This is a genomic window from Pseudomonas sp. NFX183 (genome assembly GCF_047943075.1).
Lineage (GTDB): Bacteria > Pseudomonadota > Gammaproteobacteria > Pseudomonadales > Pseudomonadaceae > Aquipseudomonas.
The window spans coordinates 4,911,177-4,935,435 of the sequence record NZ_CP181333.1; the positions used below are offsets into that span (position 1 = coordinate 4,911,177).

The following is a 24,259-nucleotide window of genomic DNA, read 5'->3' on the forward strand; positions in this document are numbered from 1 at the left end:
TGCACTGGTAAAAGTGATAGGTTCTCAAACTTCCACCAGCCGGTAATGCAAACCACGCGCCACGGCTTCGACGCGATTGCGCGCACCCAACTTGCGCGCGGCAGCGACCAGGTGCAGGTTGACCGTCGCCTCGGAGCGGTTGAGGGCGGCTGCAATGCACTTGGCCGACAGCCCCTTGGCCGAATGCTGCAGGCACTCGCGCTCGCGCCGGGTGAGGTGAACATGCGTGCAACAGCGCTGCGCCGGTGCCAGCAGTTCGCTGGCCCGGGCCTGGAAGGTGTGTGCCATTCCCAGCATGTCACCAAGACTTTGCCGGGCCTGCTGCTCGGCCTGCGCCGGGGTGCCGTCGATGATCGCGGTGAGCGTGGCAAAGCCGCCATCCGGCAAGTGCAGCGGCACCGTCAGGCCGGTGCTCAGGCCGTAGTCGCGGACATAGTGGGCCACCGGGCGATGGGCGTCGGTCAGGGCGACGTTCCACGGGGTGTCGCTGCCGAACGACCACACAAACGGCGTGGTTCTGCGCGCGGCGCATTGCTGCACCGGGTCGATCTGGTAATAGCCGCCCGTGCACCACAGGTCGTGCATGTCCAGCGGTGCATTCAGCGCCTTGAACACCGACGGGGTGATCAACGCGCCTTCATGGCTGACCGGCACTGGCGCAAAGTCGTAGATCAGCGTGTTGAACCCCAACCGGTTGGTCGCCGCTTGCACATGCGCCAGGCACGCATCCAGGCTGGTCAGGTGGGCGAGTTGCTCGCTGAATGTCATCAGGTCGGTTTGCATGACGCCTCCGGGCGGTGGGATGCGCGGTTTCTCCAGCAAACGCCATACCAACGGTTGTCATGCGGGCCTTGGCGCATCGCGCGCCGAACCGGCGGTGGCAGATGAAATGCGCCTGACGAGCACCACCTGCCTTCGTGAGCCTGCTGATGCGCTCAGCCGATGCGCTCGCCACCCAACGCATCGCGCTGCATCGACTGCAGGTTTTTCTCGATGGTTTCGCAGATGCTTTCCATCTGGATCTGGTGCTCGCTGGAGTGAAACGGGCTTTGCAGGTCGGTGCCGATACGCTCGATCGCCAGCAGCATAAAGCCCACCACCGTCGAGGCCAGCGGGGTGAACCAGCCCAAGGACTCCACCAACCCGACCGGCACGATCAGGCAGAAAAGAGAAATAAACAGCCGTGGAAAATACACGTAAGGGTAGGGCAGCGGCGTATTGGCGATGCGCTCCATGCCACCTTGGGCATTGGACAAGTCCACCAGGGTTGACTCCACTCGCGACAGGCGGATGCTGTCCAGGTGGCCGGCCTTATACTCCCTGGCCAGCAATGCCGCCGAGCCGGTAAGGATGTCATTGGCGAAGTTGTTGGTCGCACCGTTGCGCGCGAACTCCTCGGCCGGGATGAACGCGCGCACCTCGTCGGGGCACGGCTTGCCCCTGAGGTGCGCCGCCAGGCAATTCACATAGGCCACATGACGGCGCAGCAGCGTGGCTTTGGCCGGGTTCACTTCGCCGTCCGGGTCGTCCAGCAGCGTCAGCACCTGTCGGGCAAAACTGCGTGAGTTATTGACCATCGCGCCCCATAGCGTGCGGGCTTCCCACCAACGGTTGTAAGCGCTGCTGTTGCGAAAACTGATCAGCACCACCAGCGCCGAACCCAGCAAGGTCAACGGCATCAGCGGCAAATTGATCTTGGTGGTGAGAAACAGCATGAAATCCACCGTCACGGCAACATCCCACAACAACAGCCAGAACAGGGCCCAGCCCACATAGCCCATGGTCTTGATGATCAGGCGGTATTTTTTGATGATGGCGGCTTTCAAACGAGGTCCTCGCGGCGAGCGGTAAGCAACAATGCCTTAGCTCGGACGCTGGTTTGGGGGGAAGGTTCGCTGTTGACCTGAATCGTTTAAGGCGAGTGCGGTCAATGTTCATAACCCTTATGAGGCTCTATGAAAATTGGCGTGATTTCCGATACCCACGGCTTGCTGCGGCCTGAGGCGATCGCGGCGCTGCAAGGCTGCGAGCAGATTATCCATGCGGGCGATATCGGCGGGCCGGACATCCTTGAACACCTGGCGCAGATCGCGCCGGTGCATGTGGTGCGCGGCAACAATGATCAGGACGCGGCCTGGGCGCAGCAGGTGCCTGACCATCTGAGCATTGATCTTGACGGCTGGAAAACCCTGGTCGTGCATGACATTGCCGACGTGCCCGCGTTACTCGACCCGCACACACGGCTGGTGATCACCGGTCACTCGCACAAACCCTTGATCGTGTGGCGCGGCGCAACGTTGTACGTCAACCCGGGCAGCGCTGGCAGGCGCCGGTTCAAACTGCCGGTGACACTTGCGGTGCTTGAGATCGTTGAGGCGTCGATTGAGTCGCGGCTGATTTCGCTGGTGGACGCTGTTCAGTAGCCGATTGGCTCAATCAGGTGACGCCCGTCGTGCATTTACAGCGGGGTCAGCACGTTCATCACCGTGTCCAGCGCCACGCGTGTGTCGTCCAGTTGCACCAGCGAAGCGTGGCGGGCGCCGAGGGCGTCGCGGTTCTGGATCGCCGTGAGGATCGCCTTGTGACGCGGCAGGCTCAGGCCCTGGATGTCCGGGCGGCGGTTGGTGATGTTGATCGACTCGCGCAACGGCAGCGAGAGCATGTTGCACATATAGGCAAGCAGGTCATTGCGGGTGGCGTCGGCAATCGCACGGTGGAAGTCCAGGTCGGCCTGCAGCAGGTCGTCGTGGGTCTTGGCGGTTTCCATGCCCAGGTAGGCTTGTTCGATGGTGGCAATGTCTTCATCGGTGGCGGTGGTCGCGGCCATGGCGGCGATTTCCGGTTCGAGGATGCGCCGCACGCCGGCCAGGGTGTTGAAAAACTCACTGTGAGGCGTGGTCTGCATCAGCCAGGACAACACGTCAGGGTCGAGCAAATGCCATTTCAGGCGTGGCCGCACCACCGCGCCCACCCGGGGTTTGGAATACACCAGGCCCTTTGCGCTGAGCACGCGCGTCGCCTCGCGCAACACCGACCGGCTGACCTTGTACTCCTCGCACAGCGTGGCCTCCATGGGCAGGCGTTCTTCGGGTTTGAAGCGACCGGAAACGATGTGCATGCCCAAGTCCTGAACGATCTGGGCATGCATGCTCTTGCGCGGCTTGGACGGCTGGTGATCCATAACGAACGGGAGGCCCTGGCTAAATAGGCGGCATCATAGCATCCCAATTAGTGGGAATGACGGGGGACTTCAGCCCCACGGCAACCCACCAGAAAGTCAAAGTCGCAGCCTTGGTCGGCCTGCAGCACATGGTCGATGTACAGCTGACGGTAGCCGCCGACGATCAGCTTCTGCGGTGGCGGCAGCTCGGCCATGCGTGCCGCCAGCTCTGCGTCGGAGATGTCCAGGTGCAGGCGGCCATTGGCGCAGTCCAGTTCGATCCAGTCGCCTTCCTGCACCGTGGCCAGCGGCCCACCGGCGGCGGCTTCGGGTGCCACGTGCAACACCACCGTGCCGTAAGCGGTGCCGCTCATGCGCGCATCGGAAATACGCACCATGTCGGTCACACCCTGGGCCAGCAGCTTGGCCGGCAAGCCCATGTTGCCGACTTCGGCCATGCCCGGGTAACCCTTGGGGCCGCAGTTTTTCATGACCAGGATCGAATTGGCATCCACGTCCAGTTCCGGGTCATTGATGCGCGCCTTGTACATGTCGAAGTTCTCGAACACCACCGCGCGGCCGCGATGCTGCATCAACTCGGGGCTGGCGGCCGATGGTTTGAGCACGGCGCCCAACGGCGCGAGGTTGCCGCGCAGCACGCAGATGCCGCCGTCGGCGCGGATCGGGTTGTCGAGGGTACGGATCACTTCGTCCTGGCCGTAGATCGGCGAGTCCTTGGTGTTCTCGCCCAGGGACTTGCCGTTGACGGTCAGCGCATGCGGATGCGGGATCAGGTTGGCTTCGCCCAATCGGCGCAACACGGCGGGCAGGCCACCGGCATAGTAAAACTCCTCCATCAGGAAACGCCCCGACGGCTGCAGGTCGACAATGGTCCGCACGCCGCGGCCCATGCGCGTCCAGTCATCCAGGTCGAGTTCGACGCCGATGCGCCCCGCGATGGCCTTCAGGTGGATCACCGCGTTGGTCGAACCGCCGATGGCCGCGTTCACGCGGATCGCGTTTTCAAACGCTTCCTTGGTGAGGATCTTCGACAGCTTCAAGTCTTCGCGCACCATCTCTACCGCACGCATGCCGGACATATGCGCCAGCACATACCGGCGCGCATCCACCGCCGGGATCGCCGCGTTGTGGGGCAGGGAAGTGCCCAGTGCCTCGGCCATGCACGCCATGGTGGAGGCCGTGCCCATGGTGTTGCAGGTGCCGGCCGAGCGCGACATGCCGCCTTCGGCCGCGAGGAAATCGTCCAGGGTGATGGTGCCGGCCTTGACCTGTTCGCTGAGCTGCCACACCACCGTGCCCGAGCCGATGTCCTGGCCTTTGTGTTTGCCATTGAGCATCGGCCCGCCGGTGACGACGATGGCCGGCACGTCGCAACTGGCCGCGCCCATCAGCAGCGCCGGGGTGGTTTTGTCGCAGCCGGTGAGCAGCACCACGCCGTCGATGGGGTTGCCGCGAATCGCCTCTTCCACGTCCATGCTCGCCAGGTTGCGCGTGAGCATGGCGGTGGGGCGCAGGTTGGATTCGCCATTGGAGAACACCGGGAATTCCACCGGGAAGCCACCTGCCTCGATCACACCACGTTTGACATGCTCGGCGATCTGGCGGAAGTGCGCGTTGCACGGCGTCAGCTCCGACCAGGTGTTGCAGATACCGATGATCGGTTTGCCATGGAACTGATGGTCGGCGATGCCCTGGTTCTTCATCCAGCTGCGGTACATGAAGCCGTTCTTGTCGGCGGTGCCAAACCACTGGGCGGAGCGGAGGGTGGGCTTTTTATCAGGCATGGTGGTCTCTCTTATTGTATGACTATATGTTCTATATACGGCTAAACATAAGCGCAAAATCGAGGCTTTGGAAGAGTTGTTTTGTAAATAGTCATACTATATAGTCGGCTTCAAATGAGGTATCGCCCTGCCTGAATTTGGCCAGCGGTAACCCCCGAGCTTCTATAAAAACAACAATCGGAGATCGACCCATGAGCCAGGAACTGCGGCTTATTCGGCGCATCACGCTGAAACTGATTCCCTTCCTGATCCTGCTCTACCTGATCGCCTACGTGGACCGCTCGGCGGTGGGTTTTGCCAAGCTGCACATGGGCGCCGATGTCGGCATTGGCGACGCCGCCTATGGTTTGGGCGCGGGGCTGTTCTTCATTGGCTACTTCCTGTTCGAGATTCCCAGCAACCTGATGCTCGACCGCTTCGGCGCCCGGCGCTGGTTTGCGCGCATCATGCTGACCTGGGGCGCGATCACTATCGGCATGGCCTTTGTGCAGGGGCCGCACAGTTTTTACGTGATGCGCTTTCTGCTCGGCGCGGCGGAGGCGGGGTTCTTTCCGGGCGTGCTGTACTACATCACCCAGTGGTTCCCGGTGCGCCATCGCGGCAAGATCCTCGGGCTGTTCATCCTCTCCCAACCCATTGCGATGATGATCACCGGCCCCGTGTCCGGCGGCTTGCTGGGCATGGACGGCATCCTCGGCCTGCATGGCTGGCAGTGGTTGTTCATCGTCATCGGCACGCCGGCGCTGTTGCTGACCTGGCCGGTGCTGCGCTGGCTGCCGGACGGCCCCCAGCAGGTCAAGTGGATGAGCGAGGACGAGAAATCCTGGCTCACCGGCGAGCTGAATAAAGACCTGCAAGCCTACGGCCAGACCCGCCACGGCAACCCGCTGCATGCGCTGAAAGACAAACGAGTACTGCTGCTGGCGCTGTTCTACCTGCCCGTGACCTTGAGCATTTATGGGCTCGGCCTGTGGCTGCCGACGCTGATCAAGCAGTTTGGCGGCAGTGACCTGGTCACCGGTTTCGTCTCGGCGGTGCCGTATATCTTCGGCATTCTCGGCCTGCTGATCATTCCGCGCAGCTCCGACCGTTTGAATGATCGCTACGGCCATCTCGCGGTGCTGTATGTGCTGGGCGCCATCGGGCTGTTCTTGAGTGCCTGGCTGAGCTTGCCGGTGCTGCAAATGGCCGCGCTGTGCCTGGCGGCGTTCGCGCTGTTCTCCTGCACGGCGGTGTTCTGGACCCTGCCGGGGCGCTTTTTCGCCGGCGCCAGTGCGGCGGCGGGCATTGCATTGATCAACTCGGTGGGCAACCTCGGCGGCTATATCGGCCCGTTCGTGATCGGCGCGCTCAAGGAGTACACCGGCAACCTGGCCTCGGGCTTGTACTTCCTGTCGGGTGTGATGGTATTCGGGTTACTGCTGACCGGCGTGGTGTACCGCGTGCTGGAACGCAAGCACGTGCTGCCCACCGAGCAATTTGCCTCCAGCGCCCGGGGTGCCACGCGGACTTAATCAAGGAGACATTTCATGCGTTTAGTTCAGTTTGAGTTACGCAACGGTGAGCGCCGTGTCGGCGTAGTAGAAGGCACCAAGCTGCGCGAGGTGCAGACGGCCCGCAGCATGCGTGAGCTGGCGTTGGCGGCCATCGAGGCGGGCGTCAAATTGGCGCAGCAGGTCGACAAGCTGGGCCTGGGCGACAGCTACGATTACCGCGCATTGCTGGCTGACCTGAAAATCCTGCCGCCACTCGATCACCCGGACCCGGCCCACATGTTGATCAGCGGCACCGGCCTGACCCACCTGGGCAGCGCCTCGGCGCGGGACAAGATGCACCAGCAGGCCGGCGACGACAGTGCGATGACCGACACCCTGCGCATCTTCAAATGGGGCGTGGAGGGCGGCAAGCCCGCGTCTGGCCAAGCGGGTGTGCAACCGGAGTGGTTCTACAAAGGCGACGGCAGCATCGTGGTACGCCCGGGCCAGGCTTTCCCGGTGCCGCCGTTTGCCGAAGACGCCGGTGAAGAGCCGGAAATCGGTGGCCTCTACGTGATTGGCCACGACGGCAAACCCTATCGACTGGGCTTCGCCATGGGCAACGAGTTCTCTGATCACGTGATGGAGCGCAAAAACTACCTGTACCTGGCCCACTCCAAGTTGCGCAGTTGCAGCTATGGTCCGGAGTTACGCGTAGGCGAGTTGCCGCAGCACCTGGCGGGCACCAGCCGCATCCTGCGTGACGGCAAAGTGATCTGGCAAAACGAATTCCTCAGTGGCGAGGCCAACATGTGCCACAGCCTGGAAAATCTTGAGTATCACCACTTCAAATACAGTCAATTCCTCAAGCCGGGTGACGTGCACATTCATTTCTTCGGCACTGCTACCTTGTCATTTGCCGACGGTATACGTACGCAGCCGGGCGATGTGTTCGAGATCAGCCAGGCCGAATTCGGCGCGCCGCTGGTCAACACGGTCGGCAAGGCCGACGCGGTGTTCGAGCCCGGCAATGTCATCACCCTTTAAGGAGATCAACATGACCCAATTCCTCGGCCACAACTACATCGGCGGCCAGCGCAGCGCCCTCGGCAGCGTGACCCTGCACAGTGTCGATGCCAGCACCGGCGAAGCCTTGCCGCAGGATTTTTTCCAGGCGACCCCCGAAGAAGTCGACGCCGCCGCCACGGCGGCCGCCGCGGCTTACCCGGCATACCGCGCGTTGAGTGCCTCGCGGCGCGCGCAGTTTCTCGACGCAATAGCCGACGAGCTGGACGCGCTGAGCGATAACTTCATCGCGCTGGTGTGCCGCGAAACGGCACTGCCCGCCGCGCGTATCAAAGGCGAACGCGGGCGCACCAGCGGCCAGATGCGTCTGTTTGCCACCGTGCTGCGGCGTGGCGATTTCTACGGCGCACGCATCGACAAAGCCTTGCCCGAGCGTCAGCCGTTGCCGCGTCCGGACCTGCGCCAATACCGCATTGGCCTGGGCCCGGTTGCAGTGTTTGGCGCGAGCAACTTTCCGCTGGCATTTTCCACCGCCGGTGGCGACACCGCAGCCGCGCTGGCGGCGGGTTGCCCGGTGGTGTTCAAGGCCCACAGTGGGCACATGGCTACGGCTGAGCAGGTCGCCGATGCAATCCTGCGCGCGGCCCAGGCCACCGAAATGCCGGCGGGCGTGTTCAATATGATCTTCGGCGGCGGCGTCGGTGAGGCGCTGGTCAAGCACCCGGCGATCCAGGCGGTGGGTTTTACCGGCTCGCTCAAGGGCGGTCGCGCCTTGTGCGACATGGCCGCAGCCCGGCCGCAGCCGATCCCGGTGTTTGCCGAGATGTCGAGCATCAACCCGGTGATCGTATTGCCGCAGGCATTGCAGGCGCGGGCGCACACCATCGCCCGCGACCTGACGGCCTCGGTGGTGCAAGGCTGTGGTCAGTTCTGCACCAATCCAGGCCTGGTGATCGGCATCGCATCGCCGCAGTTCAGCGCATTCACCCAGCAGGTGGCCAGCCTGATCAATGATCAGCCGGCGCAAACCATGCTCAACGCCGGCACCTTGAGCAGCTATGGCAAAGGCCTGGAAAAGCTGCTCGCGCACCCGGGCATCCAGCATCTGGCGGGCAGCGCTCAAGCAGGCAATCAGGCGCAGCCGCAGCTGTTCAAGGCCGACGCCCGCCTGCTGATCGACGGCGATGAAGTGCTGCAGGAAGAGGTGTTCGGCCCGACCACGGTGGTGGTCGAAGTGACTGATCAAGCCCAACTCAGCGCCGCCTTGCAAGGGCTGCACGGCCAACTGACGGCGACGATTATCGGCGAGCCGGCCGACTTTGAGCAGTTCACCGAACTGACGCCGTTGCTGGAACAAAAAGTCGGCCGCATCCTGCTCAATGGCTACCCTACCGGCGTTGAAGTCTGCGACGCGATGGTCCACGGCGGGCCCTATCCGGCCACCTCGGACGCGCGCGGCACCTCGGTCGGTACCTTGGCCATCGACCGCTTTCTGCGTCCCGTGTGCTTCCAGAATTACCCTGATAGCCTGCTGCCCGACGCGTTGAAAAACGCCAACCCGTTGCGCATCCAGCGGCTGGTCGATGGCACGCCATCGCGCGAGCCGCTGTAAAAAACAGGAGGTCACATGCCGTTTAATGCCGTTACCGCACACCGTGCACAGTTGGGCGAAGGCCCGTTTTGGGATGCGCCGACCCAGGCGCTGTATTGGGTCAATATCATCGGCAAACAGGCGTTGCGCCTGATGGACGGGCAGTTGCAGATCTGGCAGCTGCCCGAGCACGTCTCGGCGTTTATCCCCTGTGAAAGCGGCGATGCGCTTGTGACCTTGAGCAGCGGCGTCTACCGGCTCGACCTGTCGACCGAAGCGCTGACGCTGCTGTGTGTGGCCGACCCGCAACCCGGCAACCGTGGCAATGAAGCGCGCTGCGATGCCCAGGGCCGCCTATGGCTGGGCACCATGCAGAACAACATTGGCGAGCGGGGCGAAGACCTGCCGATCACGCGACGTTCCGGTGGGCTGTTTCGCATCGATGCCGATGCGCAGGTCACGCCGCTGCTGCGCGGCCTGGGCATTCCCAACACCTTGCTGTGGAGCGAGGACGGCAGCCAGGTGCATTTCGGCGACAGTCTGGACGGCACGCTCTACCGACACGTGATCCAGGAGGGCGGCCAACTCGACCCGGCGCACGTCTGGTTTGGCCCGCATCCACGCGGAGGGCCGGACGGCTCGGCGATGGACAGTCAGGGTTATGTCTGGAATGCACGCTGGGACGGCAGTTGCCTGCTGCGCCTGACGCCCGACGGCGCAGTGGACCGCGTCATCGAACTGCCCGTCAGCCGCCCCACCAGTTGCGTATTTGGTGGGCCGACTCTCACCACGCTCTATATCACCAGCGCCGCCAGCCCATTGGATCACCCCCTGGATGGCGCGGTATTGGCCATCGAGGTCGATGTGCCCGGCACACCCTGTCACCGCTTTGCCGGTTAAATCCTGACATTCAAAAACAACAACAAGGAGTCACCCGTATGAATCGTCGTCGTGGTTTGCGTTCCCTGTGCTGCGCCGCTGTGGCGGTGTCAGCCCTGAGCCTGAGCGGCCTGTTGCTGGCTGCTGAAGAAGTGAAGATCGGTTTTCTGGTCAAGCAGGCTGAAGAGCCGTGGTTCCAGACCGAATGGGCGTTTGCCGAAAAGGCCGGCAAGGAACATGGTTTTACCGTGATCAAGATCGCCGTGCCCGATGGCGAGAAAACCCTGGCGGCCATCGACAGCCTGGCGGCCAACGGCGCCAAGGGCTTTGTGATCTGCCCGCCGGACGTGTCCCTCGGCCCGGCCATCGTCGCCAAGGCCCGTGTCAACGGCCTGAAAGTGATTGCCGTGGACGATCGCTTTGTCGATGCCAAGGGCAACTTCATGGAGGACGTGCCGTACCTGGGCATGGCCGCTTTTGAAGTCGGCCAGAAGCAGGGCGCGGCGATGGCGGCTGAAGCGAAAAAACGCGGTTGGGACTGGAAGGACACTTATGCGGTGATCAACACCTTCAACGAACTCGACACCGGTAAAAAGCGTACCGACGGCTCGGTCAAATCCCTGGAAGATGCAGGCTTTCCCAAGGAGCACATCCTGTTCACCGCCGCAAAGACCCTCGACGTCCCGGGCAGCATGGACGCCACCAACTCGGCTCTGGTCAAGCTGCCCAGCGGCGCGAAAAACCTGATCATCGGCGGCATGAACGACAACACGGTGCTCGGCGGCGTACGCGCTACCGAAACCGCAGGCTTTGCCGCGGCCAATGTGATCGGCATCGGCATTAATGGCACCGACGCCATCGGCGAACTGAAGAAAGCCAACAGCGGCTTCTTCGGCTCAATGCTGCCCAGCCCGCACATCGAAGGCTACAACACCGCGAAGATGATGTTCGACTGGGTCACCACCGGCAAGGAACCACCGAAGTATACCGCCATGGATGAAGTGACGCTGATCACCCGCGAGAACTTCAAGCAGGAACTGGAAAAAATCGGCCTCTGGAACTGAGCAGTGGCCAAACCGATGAACCACTGCTGAGCCATGCTCAGTGAGCACTGAATGTGGGAGCGGGCTTGCTCGCGAAAGTGGAGTGTCAGTCACTGCGTCTGGCACTGAACCACCGCTTTCGCGAGCAAGCACGCTCCCTCAGTTCAATCGGCGGAGAACTTGAACACGGTGTTCTGGGTGTAGGTCTGCCCAGGGTTCAACCGGGTCGATGCAAACGTTGGCTGGTTGGGTGCGTCCGGAAAGTGCTGGGTTTCCAGGGTAAACGCGCTCCAATGCGCATACACCTTGCCGGCCTTGCCCTTCACCGTGCCATCCAGGAAGTTGCTGGTATAGAACTGCACGCCGGGCTCGGTGGTGTAGAGCTGCAAACGTCGGCCGGAGGCGGGGTCGTGTACGTCGGCGGCGAGTTGCTTGATATCGCCTTTGGTATCCAGCGCCCAGTTGAAGTCAAACCCACCCTGTTTGGGCTCGGCGAACTTGAGCTGCGGATGGTCGTCCTTGATGTGCTGGCCGATCGGCGTGGGTTTGAGGAAATCCATCGGCGTGCCTTTGACCGGAGCCAGTTCGCCGGTCGGAATCAACGTGGCATTTACCGGTGTGTAGTGGCTGGCATGCAAGGTCGCCACTTGCTTGAGGATGTCGCCATTGCCTGCGCCGGCGAGGTTGAAGTAGCTGTGGTTGGTGAGGTTCAGCACCGTCGGTTTGTCGGTGGTGGCCTTGTAGTCGATGTGCAGTTCGTTTTTATCGTTGAGGCTGTAGGTGACCTCGGTCTTCAGGTTGCCGGGGAAGCCCATTTCACCGTCCTTGGACAGGTAGCTCAGCTTCACGCCGACCGAATCCTTGCCCTTGACCGGTTCGGCCTGCCACACGTGCTTGTCGAAACCCTGGGCACCGCCGTGCAGCGAGTTGGGGCCATCGTTGAGCGGCACCTGGTAACGCTTGCCATCGAGTTCGAACGCCCCGGCGGCCAGACGGTTGCCGAAGCGGCCGATGCTCGCGCCGAAAAAGGCCGTACCGCTCTGATAGCCCTGCACGTCGTCGAAACCGAGTACCACGTCATCGACCTTGCCGTTTTTATCCGGCACTTTCAGCGACTGCAATACGCCGCCGTAAGTGATCACCGTGGCTTGCATGCCATGGCTGTTGCGCAAGATGTATTGCTCGACGGCGGTGCCGTCGTTGGTTTTGCCGAAAGGCTTGTGTTCACTGCTAAGCCCGGCGGCCTGGGCGCCACCGCTGGCAACCAGCGTGGACAAGGCAAGGCCTGAAAGCAGGTGTCGAGGGTGCTTCATGGTCGAACTTCCTTTTGTTGTTTTCAGTGGAATAGTTCTACTAATGTGCGATATTTCGTCGAGTTGACAGCGAATTTATAGCCTTAAACACCAGATACGCCAAATAAAATAAGACTAATTGATCGAGGCAAGCGTTATATGAGTACTGCACACGCCGTTTATCCCGACCTGAAGGGTAAGACCGTACTGATTTCCGGAGGTGCCTCGGGCATCGGCGAATTCATGGTGCGCGCCTTCGCCGCACAAGGCGCCAAGGTGGCCTTTGTGGACCGCGCGCAAAGCCAGGGCGAGCGGCTCGCGGCGGTGTTGAGTGCCCAAGGGCATAGCGTTGAGTTCGTGTGTTGCGACATCACTGATGAAATCGCCTACAAAGCGGCGATCGCCCGTTTTGAGCAAACGCTGGGGCCGATCACCGTGCTGGTGAACAACGCAGCCAACGACGTGCGTCATACGCTGCAAGAAGTCGATTCGGACATGTTCGACAGGCTGATCGCCGTCAACCTCAAACACGCCTTTTTTGCCGCCAAGGCGGTGGTGCCGATGATGAAAAGCGCGGGCGGCGGGGCGATTATCAACCTGGGCTCGGTCGGCTGGATGATGGCGTCGGCGGGCTACCCGGTGTACGCCGCCAGCAAGGCGGCGGCCCATGGCATGACCCGAGCGCTGGCGCGGGAACTGGGCCCCAGCCGTATCCGCGTCAACACCCTGGTGCCCGGCTGGGTCATGACCGAAAAACAGCTGGCGATGTGGGTGGACGATGCGGCCAGGGAGCTGATCAGCCGCAGCCAGTGCTTGCCAGGCAGTGTGCTGCCGGAACACATCGCCAACATGGCGCTGTTTCTTGCCTCCGATGCGTCGGCGATGTGTTCGGCACAAAACTTTATTGTGGATGGGGGCTGGGTCTAGGCCAGTTATTCGATGGGGTATTTCCTGAACGCCGGATGCTGTTCCAGCTGATTGGCGTGGCGTTGCAGGTTGGGATACGCCTGGGCCTTGAGCAGCGTCGGCAGTTTTAACTGCGTGAACGACCAGGCCACGGCCGCCGTCAGCGCGGCCTGGTTCAGGCGTTCACCGCTCGCCTGGGCCAGGTGTGTTTCCAGCAGCGAATAAGCGGCCAGCAACTGCCCGGTTACGCGATCGAGCCACGGTTCATGCAGTTTTTCCGCTGGGCGCAAGTGGTGCTCGTAGACGATCTGCACGGTTTTCTCACACGCCGCCAGGGCCAGGCCGAGCACTTGTAGCTCTTTGGCGCGTGCACCGGCGTTGGGTGGCACAAGCTTCTTGTCGGTCGGCGCCAGGGTTTCGAAGTAGTCCAGGATCAGGCTGGAATCCATCAGCACCGTTCCATCATCGAGCACCAGCGTGGGCGCCTTGACCACCGGGTTGATTGCAGAAAATTCAGCGTAGGTGCTGAACACCGAGAGCGACTCGTGTACGAAATCCACGCCGTACAGTTCAAGGGAGATTGCGACGCGACGAACGTAAGGCGAGTCCAGCATGCCGACCAGTTTCATGAAGCCTCCAAGGCTCTCAGGGTGTTTGGCTCAAGAGATTAAAGGCACCGGGCCGGCCTGCGCAATGGCCGCGCGCAGCGGCTGATAGGCGTGCACGAGTTGCTCCAGGCTGAACGCCAGGTTGCGCCCGCTCGGGTTGGGCAACACCCACACCGAGGCGCCGCCCAATAGCTGCGGCTGCAGCCCCCAGGCGATCTCGCGCTGGCCGGACAACGCGCTGTAACCGACCTTGCCCAGGAACGCCACACACCGCGGCTGGCAACGACGGATCTTGTGTTCAAACGCCGTCGCCGCTTCGGTGAATTCATGTCGCGCCAATTCCCCCGCGCTCGCCGTCGGGCGCTCGACCAGGGTGGTCAAGCCGCAGTGATAGTCGAGCAGGGTGCGCGCATCCTCCGGGCGGATTTCATGCGGGGTAAAACCCGCCAGGTGCAACGTGCGCCAGAAGCGGTTGCTGCGATTGGCGAAGTGCAGGCCGAGGGCGGCAGAGCCCTTGCCCGGGTTGATGCCGCAGAACACCACGTGCAGGTGGTCGGCGAGGATGTCTTCGAGGCGGATGGCTTAATCGTCCTTGGCCAGGAGCGTGCGGGCAAACTCGTCGGAGGCGATAAAATCCAGGGTCTGGCGCAGCTGCGCCGCCGCTTCACGGCCGAACGCCTGATCAAAGCGCTCGGCCATTTGCGTCGAGATGCGCTTGGCGGCCGCGTGCGTGCGCTGGCCTTGCTCGGTCAGCAGCACGCGGCGGGTGCGGCGGTCGAACTCGTCCACACGCAGCTCTACCAGGCCATCGCGCACCAAAGGCTTGAGTGTGTGGCCCAGGGCGGACAAATCCATCACCAGGGCTTGCGCCAGTTCGCCCATCTTCGGCGTGCCGGCCTTGGCGATGCGGTTGAGCACCGCGTATTGAGTGGCTTTCAACCCGCAGGGCGCATACGCCTCGTCATAGATCTGGCCCAGGCGACGGGACGTGCGGCGCACGGCACCGTTCACGCAGGCGCTGGGACTCTCGGAACAAGGCGGGGCAGATTTCAAGGGCAGATACTCTCTGATACAAAACACGAAGCGGGTGATTATGCCTGCGCGACCTGTCAGGACAAGGCCTTTCAGACCGAAGATGGCTTGCAGATGAAGACTGAGACAGCTTGAAACAAATTAGTTGCGTACGCCACTAAATTAGATATCGTGGCATATGCCTCTTTGTGACCGGATGTCGTTACAAGCTCCCCAGGAAACGCGTGGGGCGAGGCGGGAAAACGGCACGGCTCTGCCTGCTTGATCATCCAACCCCTGTCTGGATCACCTCCTATGCTGAGCCTCGTGCGCATCGCGTTGCGGCGCCCCTATACCTTTCTGGTATTGGCTATTTTCATCCTGATCATCGGCCCGCTGGCGGCCTGGCGAACGCCGACCGACATCTTTCCCGAAATCCGCATTCCGGTCATCGCGGTGATCTGGCAGTACACCGGCCTGCCGCCCGACCAGATGGCGGGGCGCATCACGTCGCCGTTCGAGCGCGTGCTGACCACCACCGTCAACGACATTCGCCATATCGAAGCGCAGTCGATGAATGGCTACGGCATCGTGAAGATCTTCTTCCAGCCCGGCGTCAACATCAGCACGGCCAACGCCCAGGTCACGTCGGTGTCCCAGGCGATCCTGCGGCAACTGCCGCCCAGCACCGTGCCGCCGCTGGTGCTCAACTACAGCGCCTCCACCGTGCCCATCGTGCAGTTGGCCCTGTCGGGCGCGGGTTTGAGCGAGCAGCGCCTGGGCGATATTGGCCTTAACCAGGTGCGCCTGATGCTCACCACCGTGCCCGGTGCGGCGCTGCCATACCCATTTGGCGGCAAGAGCCGCCAGGTGCAGATCGACCTTGATTCGGCGCGCATGCAGGCGCGCGGCCTGTCGGCGCAAGACGTCGCCACCGCCCTGGCCACGCAGAACCTGATCACGCCGGTGGGCACGCAGAAGATCGGCAGCTACGAATTCAACCTGCAACTGAACAACGCACCGTCGGATTTCCATGACCTGGAAAACCTGCCGATCAAGACCGCCGACGGCACCACCGTGCTGATCCGCGATGTGGCCACCGTGCGCGACGGCAACCCGCCGCAAACCAACATCGTGCACGTGAACGGCAACCGCTCGGTGCTGCTGCCGGTGCTCAAGACCGGCTCGGCATCGACCTTGGGCGTGATCGCCGGGATCAAGGAAAAGCTCGCGGACAACAAGGCCGCCTTGCCGCCTGACCTGAACATCGACCTGATCGGCGACCAGTCACTGTTCGTGCGCTCGGCCATCAGCGGCGTGGCCCGTGAAGGCGTGATCGCGGCGGCGCTGACCAGCCTGATGATCCTGCTGTTCCTTGGCAGCTGGCGTTCGACGGTGATCATCGCCACGTCGATTCCGTTGGCGATCCTGGCCTCGATTGCCACGCTTTCGGCTCTGGGCGAAACCCTCAATATCATGACCCTCGGCGGCCTGGCGCTGGCAGTCGGCATCCTGGTGGACGACGCCACGGTGACCATCGAGAACATCAACTGGCACCTGGAGCAGGGCAAGCCGGTGGAGACCGCGATCCTCGACGGCGCGGCGCAGATCGTCACGCCGGCGTTCGTTTCGCTGCTGTGTATTTGCATCGTGTTTGTGCCGATGTTCTTCCTCGACGGCGTGGCGCGCTTCCTGTTTGTACCGATGGCTGAGGCGGTGATTTTCGCCATGATTGCCTCGTTCATCCTGTCGCGTACGCTGGTGCCGACGCTCGCCAACTACCTGCTCAAGCCGCATGTGCACGGTGAGGACGGGCACGCGCCGTCGCGCAATCCGCTGGTGAATTTCCAACGTGGTTTCGAGCGGCGTTTTGAAGGCTTTCGCGAGCGCTACCACAGCGTGTTGGACAGTGCCTTGCACCATCGCCGCACGGTGGTGATCGGCCTGCTGGCGTTTGTTGCGGTGTCGTTTGCGCTGGTGCCGTTCCTGGGGCGCAACTTCTTCCCGGAGGTCGATTCCGGGCTGATCCTGCTGCACGTGCGTGCCCCGGTGGGCACGCGGGTGGAAAGCAACGCGCACTTGATCGCCGACATCGAGAACGCGATCCGGCGCAAGGTCCCGGCCAATGAGCTCAAGGCGTTGGTCGACAACATCGGCCTGTCGATCAGTGGCATCAACGTGGTGTACAACAACACCGGCACCGTGGGCTCCCAGGACAGCGACATTCAGATCAGCCTCAATGAAGGCCACCGCCCGACGGCAGAATACATGCGCATATTGCGCGAAACCCTGCCACGCGAGTTCCCCAGTGCGGTGTTCTCGTTCCCGGCGTCGGACATCGTCGGGCAGATCCTTAACTTCGGCTCTTCGGCGCCGATTGACCTGCAAATCACCGGCAATAACCTGGCGGGCAACTTCACGTACGCCAGCGCGTTGCTGCGGGATATTCGCCGGGTGCCGGGCGTGGTCGATGCGCGCATCCAGCAGTCGCGGCAATTGCCGACGTTCAATATCGACGTGGACCGCACCCGCGCGCAATTGGTCGGCTTGACCGAGCGTGACGTGACCAACAGCCTGGTGGTCAACCTCGCCGGTTCCAGCCAAGTGGCGCCGACCTTTTGGTTGAACCCGGCCAACGGCATTTCCTACCCGATCGTGATGCAAACCCCGCAGTACAGCCTTGAAAGCCTGGCGGCGTTGCACAACCTGCCGTTGAGTGGCGGCAGCGGGGCGGCCACCGACCAGACATTGGGCGGCCTGGCGAATATCCAGCGCAGCCACAGTAATTCGGTGTTCACCCAATCGGATATCCAGCCGGTGGTCGAAGTGCTGACCGCGATTCAGGACCGCGACCTCGGTGGCGTTGCCGCCGATATCCAAAAGATCATCGCCGCCCACGCCGGTGAAGTACCGACCGGCTCCAAGGTCATCCTGCAAGGCCAGGTACAGACCATGAACGCCGCGTTCAGTGGCTTGCTGTTCGGCCTGCTCGGCGCGGTGGTGCTGATCTACTTGCTGATCGTGGTCAACTTCCAGTCCTGGGCCGACCCGTTTGTGATCATCACTGCGTTGCCGGCGGCATTGGCGGGCATCGTGTGGATGCTGTTTGTCACGCACACGCCGCTGTCGGTGCCGGCGCTGACCGGGGCGATCATGTGCATGGGCGTGGCCACTGCCAACGCCATTTTGGTGGTGAGCTTCTGTCGCGAACGCCTGGCGGTGCACGGCGATGCGGTGCAGGCCGCGCTCGAAGCCGGCTTCACGCGGCTGCGGCCGGTGTTGATGACGGCCATTTCGATGATCATCGGCATGGCGCCCATGGCCTTGGGCCTGGGCGAGGGCGGCGAGCAGAACGCGCCACTGGGCCGCGCGGTGATCGGCGGCCTGGCGTTTGCCACCGTCGCCACGTTGATTCTGGTTCCGTTGATTTTCAGTCTTGTCCACGGGCGTCGCCAGCACGCCACGCGTGCGACCACCGTTACCCAAGGGGTTTGACATGTCCGTTTCCGTTTCTAAATCCAAGTCTTCCCGTGGCCTGCTGTGGCTGATCGTGGGCGCGGCAGTGGTGGTTGTTATCGTCGGTGTCGGCATCGGCGTGCGCGCCAGTGAATCGCGCGACCTCAAGACCTGGACCGACGCCCAGGCGCTGCCCAGCGTCAACCTGATCAAGCCGGTGGTGCAAGCCCAGGGCCCGGTGCTCAACCTGCCGGGGCGGATGGAGGCGTATTCACGCGCGTCGATCTTCGCCCGGGTCAACGGCTACCTGAAATCCTGGAATGTCGACATCGGCACCCGCGTCAAAGCCGGGCAAGTGTTGGCTGAAATCGACACCCCGGAACTCGACCAGCAACTGCTGCAGGCCCGTGCCACATTGGCCTCGGCCCAAGCCGATGAGCACCTCGCCGAAACAACCGCCAAACGCTGGCAGGCCATGCTGGCGAACGACTCGGTGTCGCGCCAGGACGTGGATGAACGCACCGGCGACCTGACCGCCAAGCAAGCCAAAGTGGCGGCGGCCAAGGCCAATGTCGACCAGCTGGTCGCAACCAAGGGCTTCCAGCATCTGGTCGCGCCGTTTGCCGGTGTGGTCACCGCGCGCAGCACTGACGTAGGCGCGTTGATCAGCGCGGGCGGGACCGCCGGCAAGGAGCTGTTTGCGGTGGCCGATGTCAGCCGCCTGCGCGTGTATGTGCAGGTGCCACAAACCTTCTCGCCACAGATTCGCGAAGGCACCACCGCGCGCCTCAGCGTGCCGGAGTACCGCGTCGAAACCTTCACCGGCAAAGTGATTGCCACCGCCGACGCGGTCAACGCCGCCTCCGGCAGCACACTCGTGCAATTGCTGGTGGACAACCCCGGTGGCCGCTTGCTGCCCGGCGGCTACACCAGCGTGCAGTTTGACCTGCCGGTGCAGGCCGACGTCATCCGCGTGCCGTCCAGCGCCTTGGTGTTCGATGACAAGGGCATGCGCGTCGCGACCCTGGACGCCAACAACCATGTGCACTTCAAGACCGTCAGCATCGCTCGCGATTTTGGTGACAGCGTCGAAATCGCCAGCGGCCTGCAAGCTGCCGACCGCGTGATCGACACGCCGCCCGATGGCCTGGCTGATGATGATTCGGTGCAGCTGGCGGTCGCTGCCACTGAGGTCAAACCCCATGGCTAAGCGCAATGTGCTGGGTTTGATCGCCACGTTGAGCCTGGGCGCCTGCTCGTTGGCGCCACCGCTGAACGTGCCGCAAACACCAATGGCCGCGCAGTTTCACACCCAAGGGCCCTGGACGGTCGGCACGCCGAACGATCAGGCCAACCGGGATGGCTGGTGGCACGTGTACAACGACCCGCAGCTGGATGCGATGCAGCAGCAGTTGCTGAAAAACAACGCCGACCTGAGCGCGGCGCTCGCGCATTACCAGCAATCTCAAGGGTTCCTGGCCCAGGACCGTTCGGGGCTGTTCCCGAAGATCTCGGCCATTGGCAACGGCCAGCGCATTCGCCAGTCAGACACCAAGCCGTTGCGCTCGGCCACTTCACCGGATGTCTACAACTCCGCGACCCTGGGCCTTGAAGTCGACTATGAAGTCGACCTGTGGGGCCGCGTGCGCGACACCGTGGCCGCCGGCACCAGCGACTCTGATGCGGCCAAGGCAGACCTGGCGTCGGTACGCTTGAGCCTGCAGGCGCAACTGGCCGACAGCTACATCCGCCTGCGCGGTATCGATTGGCAGAACCAGTTGCTGGCGCAGACGCGCGACGCTTACGCCAAGGCCCTTGGCCTGACCGAAGGTTTGCATGGCGGCGGTATCGTCTCCGGCCTGGATGTGGCGCGGGCGCGTACGCAGTTGTCGACGGTTAAATCGCAGCTCAGCCAGAGCCAGGTGCAACGGGCGCTGCTGGAGCATTCGATAGCGGCGATGCTCGGTGAGTCGGCTTCCACTTATAGCGTCGCCGTGAACGTGGCGCCGATTGCCTTGCCGAACGTGCCGACCGGCGTGCCTTCCAGCCTGTTGCAGCGTCGGCCGGATATTGCGGCTGCCGAGCGTCGTATTGCTGCGGCCAATGCGCGGATTGGCGTCGCCAAGGCGGCGTGGTTCCCGCAGATCACGCTGAGCGCCCAAGGCGGTTATCAGAGTGACGAGTTTGCCCGCTTGCTCAGCGCGCCCAACCTGTTCTGGGCCATCGGCCCATCACTGGTGGGCACCCTGTTTGACGGCGGCGCGCGCCAGGCCCAGGTGGATATCGCCAAGGCCTCCACCGATGAAGCGGCGGCCAAATACCGGGGCGTGGTGTTGGGTGCGTTCGAGCAGGTGGAGGACAACCTGTCGCAAATCGCCGGCCTGGGCACGGCCCTGGATGATCAGCGTGATGCGGCGGCTGCAGCGCAATACGCCGAAGACCTGTCCACCTCGCGTTATCGCCAGGGCGCCGTGGCGTACCTGGATGTGGTAACTGCGCAAGTGGCGGCGCTGGAAGCCAAGCGCAGCGTGTTGCAATTGCAAACTCAGCAATTGAGCGCCAATGTGGGCCTGATCAAGGCGCTGGGCGGCGGATGGAACGTGGCTCAATTGGCTGCGTCGACCCCTGATGAAACCAAGGAGAAGTGAGCATGACCGAGTACGTACCCCCGAAAGTCTGGACCTGGGACACTGAAAGCGGCGGCACCTTTGCCAGTATCAACCGGCCAATCGCCGGTGCGACTCACGAGCAGGAATTGCCGGTTGGCAAGCACCCGTTGCAGCTGTATTCGCTGGCCACGCCCAATGGCCAGAAGGTCACGATCCTGCTGGAAGAGCTGTTGGCCCTGGGGCACGCCGGCGCGGAATACGACGCCTGGCTGATCAAGATCGGTGACGGTGATCAGTTTGGCAGCGGGTTTGTGGCGGTGAACCCGAATTCGAAGATCCCGGCGTTGCTGGACCGCAGTGGGGATACGCCGATTCGGGTGTTCGAATCGGGGGCGATTTTGCAGTACCTGGCGCAGAAGTTTGGGGCGTTCTTTCCCACTGAGCCGGCGGCGCGTGCGGAGTGTTTGTCGTGGTTGTTCTGGCAGATGGGCAGTGCGCCGTACCTGGGCGGCGGGTTTGGGCATTTTTATGCGTATGCGCCGAGCAAGATGGAGTACCCGATCAATCGGTTTGCCATGGAGACCAAACGCCAGCTGGATGTGCTGGATCAGCGGTTGGCGGTGAGTGAGTACATTGCCGGGGATGAGTACACCATTGCGGATATTGCGATCTGGCCTTGGTATGGCGGGTTGGTCAAAGGCCGGTTGTATGGGGCTTCGGCGCAGTTTTTGTCGGTGCATGAGTACAAGCATGTGCTGCGTTGGGCGGACGCGATTGAGGCGCGGCCGGCGGTGCAGCGGGGGCGCAGGGTGAATCGGGTTTCTGGGGAGGTTTCGGAGCAGTTGCGTGAGCGGCATGATGCGAGTGATTTGGACTGACTTTTTTTTTGGGGGGGTACATATCCGTTGCTGCGGTAACGGCCACTGGCGGTTCCGCTCTTACAGCGGGTCACTTTTGGCAAACGCCCCAAAAGTAACCAAAAGGTCTTTGCCCCACCACTCGGCACCTCGCCTAGGCTCGGTGTGCCCTCACTCCGGCTTGAATCCGTGGGCCGCCGCGACGGGCCATCCATGGCCCAACGCGGCTAACCCGGCGTCCTGCCGGGTTACCCACGGATTCAAGCCTGCGTTCGGCCAGCGTGGTTGACGGGGCCTGTTAGATCACAAGCAAGATCAAAAGCAAAAGCACGGCGGCCTAGTAGCCGACCTGAGTGGTAGAAGCAAAAGCAGATCAACAGCAGATCAACACACCTCTATCTGATGCACAGAGCTCCAAATGTGGGAGCGAGTTCAGCCGCCAGCACATCACTGCTTTTGCTTTTCTGTGGGAGCTGGCTTGCCTGCGATGCAGACACCTCGGTGTATCAGTGACACCCAGCTGATGCCATCGCAGGCAGCCAGCTCCCACCTTTGATTGAGTTCAGGTTCCAGAATCAGGCCGGCTGTCAGGCCGCCTCGGTTTGGCTTCTACCACTCAGGTCGGCTACTAGGCCGCCGTGCTTTGCTTTTGATTTTGATCTTAGGCAGCCCACGCTCCAAAGCCTGCGTGAGGGCACACCGAGCCCAAGCGAGGTGCCAAGTGGTGGGGCAAGAGCCTTTTGGTTACTTTTGGGCCGACCGCCAGCCTGGGGCTTGGCTCCGCACGGTTTAACTTAAAAAGCCGGTGCTGACCGCCACGATCAGGAAAATCCCTAGCAGCGCGCGGTAGATCACGAACGGCCAGGTGGAGAACCGCTCCAGAAACTTCATCAGGCCCCAGATGGCGAAGAACGCCGAGACGCTGGCGACCACCAGCCCGAAGATCAAGTGCGACCAGGCGTGGGCGGGCATGTCGGCGTGCAGCAGCACCCACAGTTCTTTCAAGCCGGCGAGGGCGATGGCCGGCAGGCCCAGCAGGAAGGAAAAGCGCGCAGCTTCTTCACGCTTGAAGTTCAGGAACAGCGCGGCGGTGAGTGTCGAACCGGAGCGCGACACCCCAGGGATCAGCGCGCCAATCTGCGCGATACCGACAATCAGCGCATCGCGCAGGCGCATTTCGCTCATCTCACGGGTGTGGCGCGCGCGCACTTCGGCCACTGCCAGCAATACCGCCATCACCACGCAGGCAATCCCGATCACCATCAGGCCGCGTAACGGCGAGTTGCAGGTATTCAGGGTCGAAGACAGCGCCAGGCCGGCAATCCCAATCGGGATAGTGGCCAACACAATCGCCACGGCCAGTTTGAACCACCGGTCGTTGTAGTCGCCCCGGCGCACCGCACTGATGCTGCCGGTGGTCACCTGGCGCACGTCACGCCAGAAGTAACTGACCACCGCCGCCAGCGCCGCCAACTGCATGGCCGCGGAAAACGCCGAACCCGGGTCTTGCCAGCCGAGCAGGGCGGGCACCACTCGCATGTGGGCTGTGGACGACACCGGCAATAGCTCGGTAATGCCCTGGATGACGCCCAGGATGAAGATCTGCAGGTAGTCCAGAGAGGCAAAGCCCACATCCAGGCCGGCGGAACAGACGTTTGTCACAATACGTGTCCTTGAAAAAGGGGCTTTAGAAGAAGCAGTAGGCGAAGTTTATTCTAAATGTTTCAGGATATTGGACGCGGAGTAGCAAATCCGCAATCGGTTCAGCAAACAGAAAGGTTATGCAATGTATTGGCGTGTGTATCACTTTTGTGAACAATGGGGCTTTGCGTATTTTCACCGAGAGCCCAATGCCTGAAACCACCGTCGAATTGATCCAGACCGGCCCCGATGCGTCTGAGCTGATCCGTAATCTTTACCAGTACTATGCCTATGAGTCGTCAGACTGGGAGCAGGAAGATGTGGAGTCGGATGGCCGTTTCTATATCCATGACGAGCACCTGACCCGCTACTGGCAAGACCCGCAATGGAGCGCCAACCTGCTGCTGGTGGATGGCTACATCGCCGGCTTCCTGCTGATCGAAGGCAGCGAGCTGCCGGGCATCGACGCACTGGAACTGGCCGACCTGTTCATCCTCAAGCGCTACCGCCGCAAAGGCATTGGCCGCGCTATCGCCACCCAAGTGCTGCGCAGTGGTGAGACCAATTGGCTGGTGCGGTTCTACGATCAGGATGAAGTGTCCCAGGCGTTCTGGCGCGCGGTGCTCGATGACCTGCCGCGCCCGGTGCAGATGCTTGAGCTGGATGACGATCCGCAGTTGGTCAGTTATTTGATTACGCGGACCGCGCTGCACTAAACACGATGTTGAACTTAGCCGGGCACGGCGGCACTTGGACTCGTCGGCCGGTTTCGCCCTGAATGGCACAGGCCAAGGCCGTGGCATCTACTCTATTCGCAGCGCTTTTTGCCTGAATATCCGAAGGGCACGGTGACCCGCCGTGGCCTGGGTACGGGTAAACAACTCAAATGCCAAAGCCCTA

The 24,259-nt window shown here is 62.3% G+C and carries 21 protein-coding genes; 12 read left to right on the plus strand and 9 right to left on the minus strand.

Going from position 1 to position 24,259, the window contains the following annotated elements; all coding sequences use genetic code 11:
- Positions 1-24: 24 nt before the first annotated feature.
- Both ACM530_RS23085 and ACM530_RS23090 read right to left on the minus strand, forming a co-directional pair.
- Positions 25-783 (minus strand): helix-turn-helix transcriptional regulator, encoded by a 759-nt coding sequence (locus ACM530_RS23085; RefSeq protein WP_416363245.1) that lies wholly within the window; start codon positions 781-783, stop codon positions 25-27.
- A gap of 152 nt (positions 784-935) precedes the next feature.
- Entirely contained in the window at positions 936-1,826 is an 891-nt protein-coding gene (locus tag ACM530_RS23090) for a bestrophin family protein (RefSeq protein WP_145164832.1), read from the minus strand.
- 129 nt (positions 1,827-1,955) lie between these two features.
- On the opposite strand from ACM530_RS23090, the gene ACM530_RS23095 reads away from it, so the two are divergent.
- A complete protein-coding gene (locus tag ACM530_RS23095; protein ID WP_242198533.1) occupies positions 1,956-2,423 on the plus strand; it encodes a metallophosphoesterase family protein in 468 nt (155 codons plus the stop codon).
- Positions 2,424-2,458: 35 nt separating this feature from the next.
- On the opposite strand, the gene ACM530_RS23100 is transcribed toward ACM530_RS23095, so the two are convergent.
- Both ACM530_RS23100 and ACM530_RS23105 read right to left on the minus strand, forming a co-directional pair.
- Positions 2,459-3,181, minus strand: coding sequence for a FadR/GntR family transcriptional regulator (locus tag ACM530_RS23100; RefSeq protein ID WP_145164836.1), 723 nt, complete (start codon positions 3,179-3,181; stop codon positions 2,459-2,461).
- Between the two features lie 47 nt (positions 3,182-3,228).
- On the minus strand, positions 3,229-4,965 hold the full coding sequence (locus ACM530_RS23105; protein ID WP_416363246.1) for an IlvD/Edd family dehydratase: 1,737 nt from the start codon (positions 4,963-4,965) through the stop codon (positions 3,229-3,231).
- A gap of 191 nt (positions 4,966-5,156) precedes the next feature.
- Between ACM530_RS23105 and ACM530_RS23110 the strand changes: the two genes are divergently transcribed.
- From ACM530_RS23110 to ACM530_RS23130, 5 genes are read left to right on the plus strand one after another with little or no spacing between them, the layout of a single operon-like run.
- Positions 5,157-6,479, plus strand: coding sequence for an MFS transporter (locus ACM530_RS23110; protein WP_416363247.1), 1,323 nt, complete (start codon positions 5,157-5,159; stop codon positions 6,477-6,479).
- A 15-nt stretch (positions 6,480-6,494) separates the two neighbouring features.
- Positions 6,495-7,487 (plus strand): AraD1 family protein, encoded by a 993-nt coding sequence (gene araD1, locus ACM530_RS23115; protein WP_416363248.1) that lies wholly within the window; start codon positions 6,495-6,497, stop codon positions 7,485-7,487.
- Positions 7,488-7,497: 10 nt separating this feature from the next.
- Positions 7,498-9,078, plus strand: a complete 1,581-nt coding sequence (locus ACM530_RS23120) for an aldehyde dehydrogenase (NADP(+)) (RefSeq protein WP_416363249.1) — start codon at positions 7,498-7,500, stop codon at positions 9,076-9,078.
- 15 nt (positions 9,079-9,093) lie between these two features.
- Positions 9,094-9,957, plus strand: coding sequence for an SMP-30/gluconolactonase/LRE family protein (locus ACM530_RS23125; RefSeq protein ID WP_416363250.1), 864 nt, complete (start codon positions 9,094-9,096; stop codon positions 9,955-9,957).
- 38 nt (positions 9,958-9,995) lie between these two features.
- Entirely contained in the window at positions 9,996-11,000 is a 1,005-nt protein-coding gene (locus tag ACM530_RS23130; RefSeq protein ID WP_416363251.1) for a substrate-binding domain-containing protein, read from the plus strand.
- 143 nt (positions 11,001-11,143) lie between these two features.
- On the opposite strand, the gene ACM530_RS23135 is transcribed toward ACM530_RS23130, so the two are convergent.
- Complete coding sequence (locus ACM530_RS23135) at positions 11,144-12,292, minus strand: aldose epimerase family protein (protein WP_416363252.1); 1,149 nt, start codon at positions 12,290-12,292, stop codon at positions 11,144-11,146.
- A 138-nt stretch (positions 12,293-12,430) separates the two neighbouring features.
- Here ACM530_RS23135 and ACM530_RS23140 point away from each other — a divergent pair, with 138 nt between their 5' ends.
- Complete coding sequence (locus tag ACM530_RS23140) at positions 12,431-13,198, plus strand: SDR family NAD(P)-dependent oxidoreductase (protein WP_416363253.1); 768 nt, start codon at positions 12,431-12,433, stop codon at positions 13,196-13,198.
- 5 nt (positions 13,199-13,203) lie between these two features.
- Here the strand turns inward: ACM530_RS23140 and ACM530_RS23145 are convergent, their stop codons facing one another.
- Genes ACM530_RS23145 through ACM530_RS23155 form a run of 3 tightly spaced genes read right to left on the minus strand, consistent with a single transcriptional unit; the run spans position 13,204 to position 14,784 of the window.
- Positions 13,204-13,806, minus strand: coding sequence for a glutathione S-transferase (locus ACM530_RS23145; protein WP_416363254.1), 603 nt, complete (start codon positions 13,804-13,806; stop codon positions 13,204-13,206).
- 30 nt (positions 13,807-13,836) lie between these two features.
- On the minus strand, positions 13,837-14,364 hold the full coding sequence (gene mug / locus ACM530_RS23150; protein WP_416365115.1) for a G/U mismatch-specific DNA glycosylase: 528 nt from the start codon (positions 14,362-14,364) through the stop codon (positions 13,837-13,839).
- Positions 14,365-14,367: 3 nt separating this feature from the next.
- On the minus strand, positions 14,368-14,784 hold the full coding sequence (locus ACM530_RS23155) for a MarR family winged helix-turn-helix transcriptional regulator (protein ID WP_369302974.1): 417 nt from the start codon (positions 14,782-14,784) through the stop codon (positions 14,368-14,370).
- Between the two features lie 327 nt (positions 14,785-15,111).
- Between ACM530_RS23155 and ACM530_RS23160 the strand changes: the two genes are divergently transcribed.
- The 4 genes from ACM530_RS23160 to yghU are packed head-to-tail and all read left to right on the plus strand — an operon-like array spanning position 15,112 to position 21,739.
- Positions 15,112-18,291, plus strand: coding sequence for an efflux RND transporter permease subunit (locus ACM530_RS23160; RefSeq protein WP_369302973.1), 3,180 nt, complete (start codon positions 15,112-15,114; stop codon positions 18,289-18,291).
- A gap of 1 nt (position 18,292) precedes the next feature.
- Positions 18,293-19,462, plus strand: a complete 1,170-nt coding sequence (locus tag ACM530_RS23165) for an efflux RND transporter periplasmic adaptor subunit (protein WP_416363255.1) — start codon at positions 18,293-18,295, stop codon at positions 19,460-19,462.
- Complete coding sequence (locus ACM530_RS23170) at positions 19,455-20,900, plus strand: efflux transporter outer membrane subunit (RefSeq protein ID WP_416363256.1); 1,446 nt, start codon at positions 19,455-19,457, stop codon at positions 20,898-20,900. The genes ACM530_RS23165 and ACM530_RS23170 overlap by 8 nt, the downstream gene beginning before the upstream one ends.
- Positions 20,901-20,902: 2 nt before the next feature.
- Entirely contained in the window at positions 20,903-21,739 is an 837-nt protein-coding gene (yghU, locus tag ACM530_RS23175; protein ID WP_404483179.1) for a glutathione-dependent disulfide-bond oxidoreductase, read from the plus strand.
- 768 nt (positions 21,740-22,507) lie between these two features.
- Here yghU and ACM530_RS23180 read toward each other — a convergent pair.
- Positions 22,508-23,380 carry an undecaprenyl-diphosphate phosphatase gene (locus ACM530_RS23180; protein ID WP_106579591.1) on the minus strand — a complete coding sequence of 291 codons (873 nt, stop codon included), beginning with the start codon at positions 23,378-23,380 and terminating at the stop codon, positions 22,508-22,510.
- A 188-nt stretch (positions 23,381-23,568) separates the two neighbouring features.
- Between ACM530_RS23180 and ACM530_RS23185 the strand changes: the two genes are divergently transcribed.
- Positions 23,569-24,075, plus strand: coding sequence for a GNAT family N-acetyltransferase (locus ACM530_RS23185; RefSeq protein WP_416363257.1), 507 nt, complete (start codon positions 23,569-23,571; stop codon positions 24,073-24,075).
- Positions 24,076-24,259: the final 184 nt, after the last annotated feature.

Excerpts from the sequence above, each read along its gene's own strand:
- ACM530_RS23085 (WP_416363245.1), bottom strand. The coding sequence starts at position 783 with ATGCAAACCGACCTGATGACATTCAGCGAGCAACTCGCCCACCTGACC.
- ACM530_RS23095 (WP_242198533.1), top strand. The coding sequence starts at position 1,956 with ATGAAAATTGGCGTGATTTCCGATACCCACGGCTTGCTGCGGCCTGAG.
- ACM530_RS23100 (WP_145164836.1), bottom strand. The coding sequence starts at position 3,181 with ATGGATCACCAGCCGTCCAAGCCGCGCAAGAGCATGCATGCCCAGATC.
- ACM530_RS23105 (WP_416363246.1), bottom strand. The coding sequence starts at position 4,965 with ATGCCTGATAAAAAGCCCACCCTCCGCTCCGCCCAGTGGTTTGGCACC.
- ACM530_RS23110 (WP_416363247.1), top strand. The coding sequence starts at position 5,157 with ATGAGCCAGGAACTGCGGCTTATTCGGCGCATCACGCTGAAACTGATT.
- araD1 (WP_416363248.1), top strand. The coding sequence starts at position 6,495 with ATGCGTTTAGTTCAGTTTGAGTTACGCAACGGTGAGCGCCGTGTCGGC.
- ACM530_RS23120 (WP_416363249.1), top strand. The coding sequence starts at position 7,498 with ATGACCCAATTCCTCGGCCACAACTACATCGGCGGCCAGCGCAGCGCC.
- ACM530_RS23125 (WP_416363250.1), top strand. The coding sequence starts at position 9,094 with ATGCCGTTTAATGCCGTTACCGCACACCGTGCACAGTTGGGCGAAGGC.
- ACM530_RS23130 (WP_416363251.1), top strand. The coding sequence starts at position 9,996 with ATGAATCGTCGTCGTGGTTTGCGTTCCCTGTGCTGCGCCGCTGTGGCG.
- ACM530_RS23135 (WP_416363252.1), bottom strand. The coding sequence starts at position 12,292 with ATGAAGCACCCTCGACACCTGCTTTCAGGCCTTGCCTTGTCCACGCTG.
- ACM530_RS23140 (WP_416363253.1), top strand. The coding sequence starts at position 12,431 with ATGAGTACTGCACACGCCGTTTATCCCGACCTGAAGGGTAAGACCGTA.
- ACM530_RS23145 (WP_416363254.1), bottom strand. The coding sequence starts at position 13,806 with ATGAAACTGGTCGGCATGCTGGACTCGCCTTACGTTCGTCGCGTCGCA.
- ACM530_RS23160 (WP_369302973.1), top strand. The coding sequence starts at position 15,112 with ATGCTGAGCCTCGTGCGCATCGCGTTGCGGCGCCCCTATACCTTTCTG.
- ACM530_RS23165 (WP_416363255.1), top strand. The coding sequence starts at position 18,293 with ATGTCCGTTTCCGTTTCTAAATCCAAGTCTTCCCGTGGCCTGCTGTGG.
- ACM530_RS23170 (WP_416363256.1), top strand. The coding sequence starts at position 19,455 with ATGGCTAAGCGCAATGTGCTGGGTTTGATCGCCACGTTGAGCCTGGGC.
- yghU (WP_404483179.1), top strand. The coding sequence starts at position 20,903 with ATGACCGAGTACGTACCCCCGAAAGTCTGGACCTGGGACACTGAAAGC.
- ACM530_RS23185 (WP_416363257.1), top strand. The coding sequence starts at position 23,569 with ATGCCTGAAACCACCGTCGAATTGATCCAGACCGGCCCCGATGCGTCT.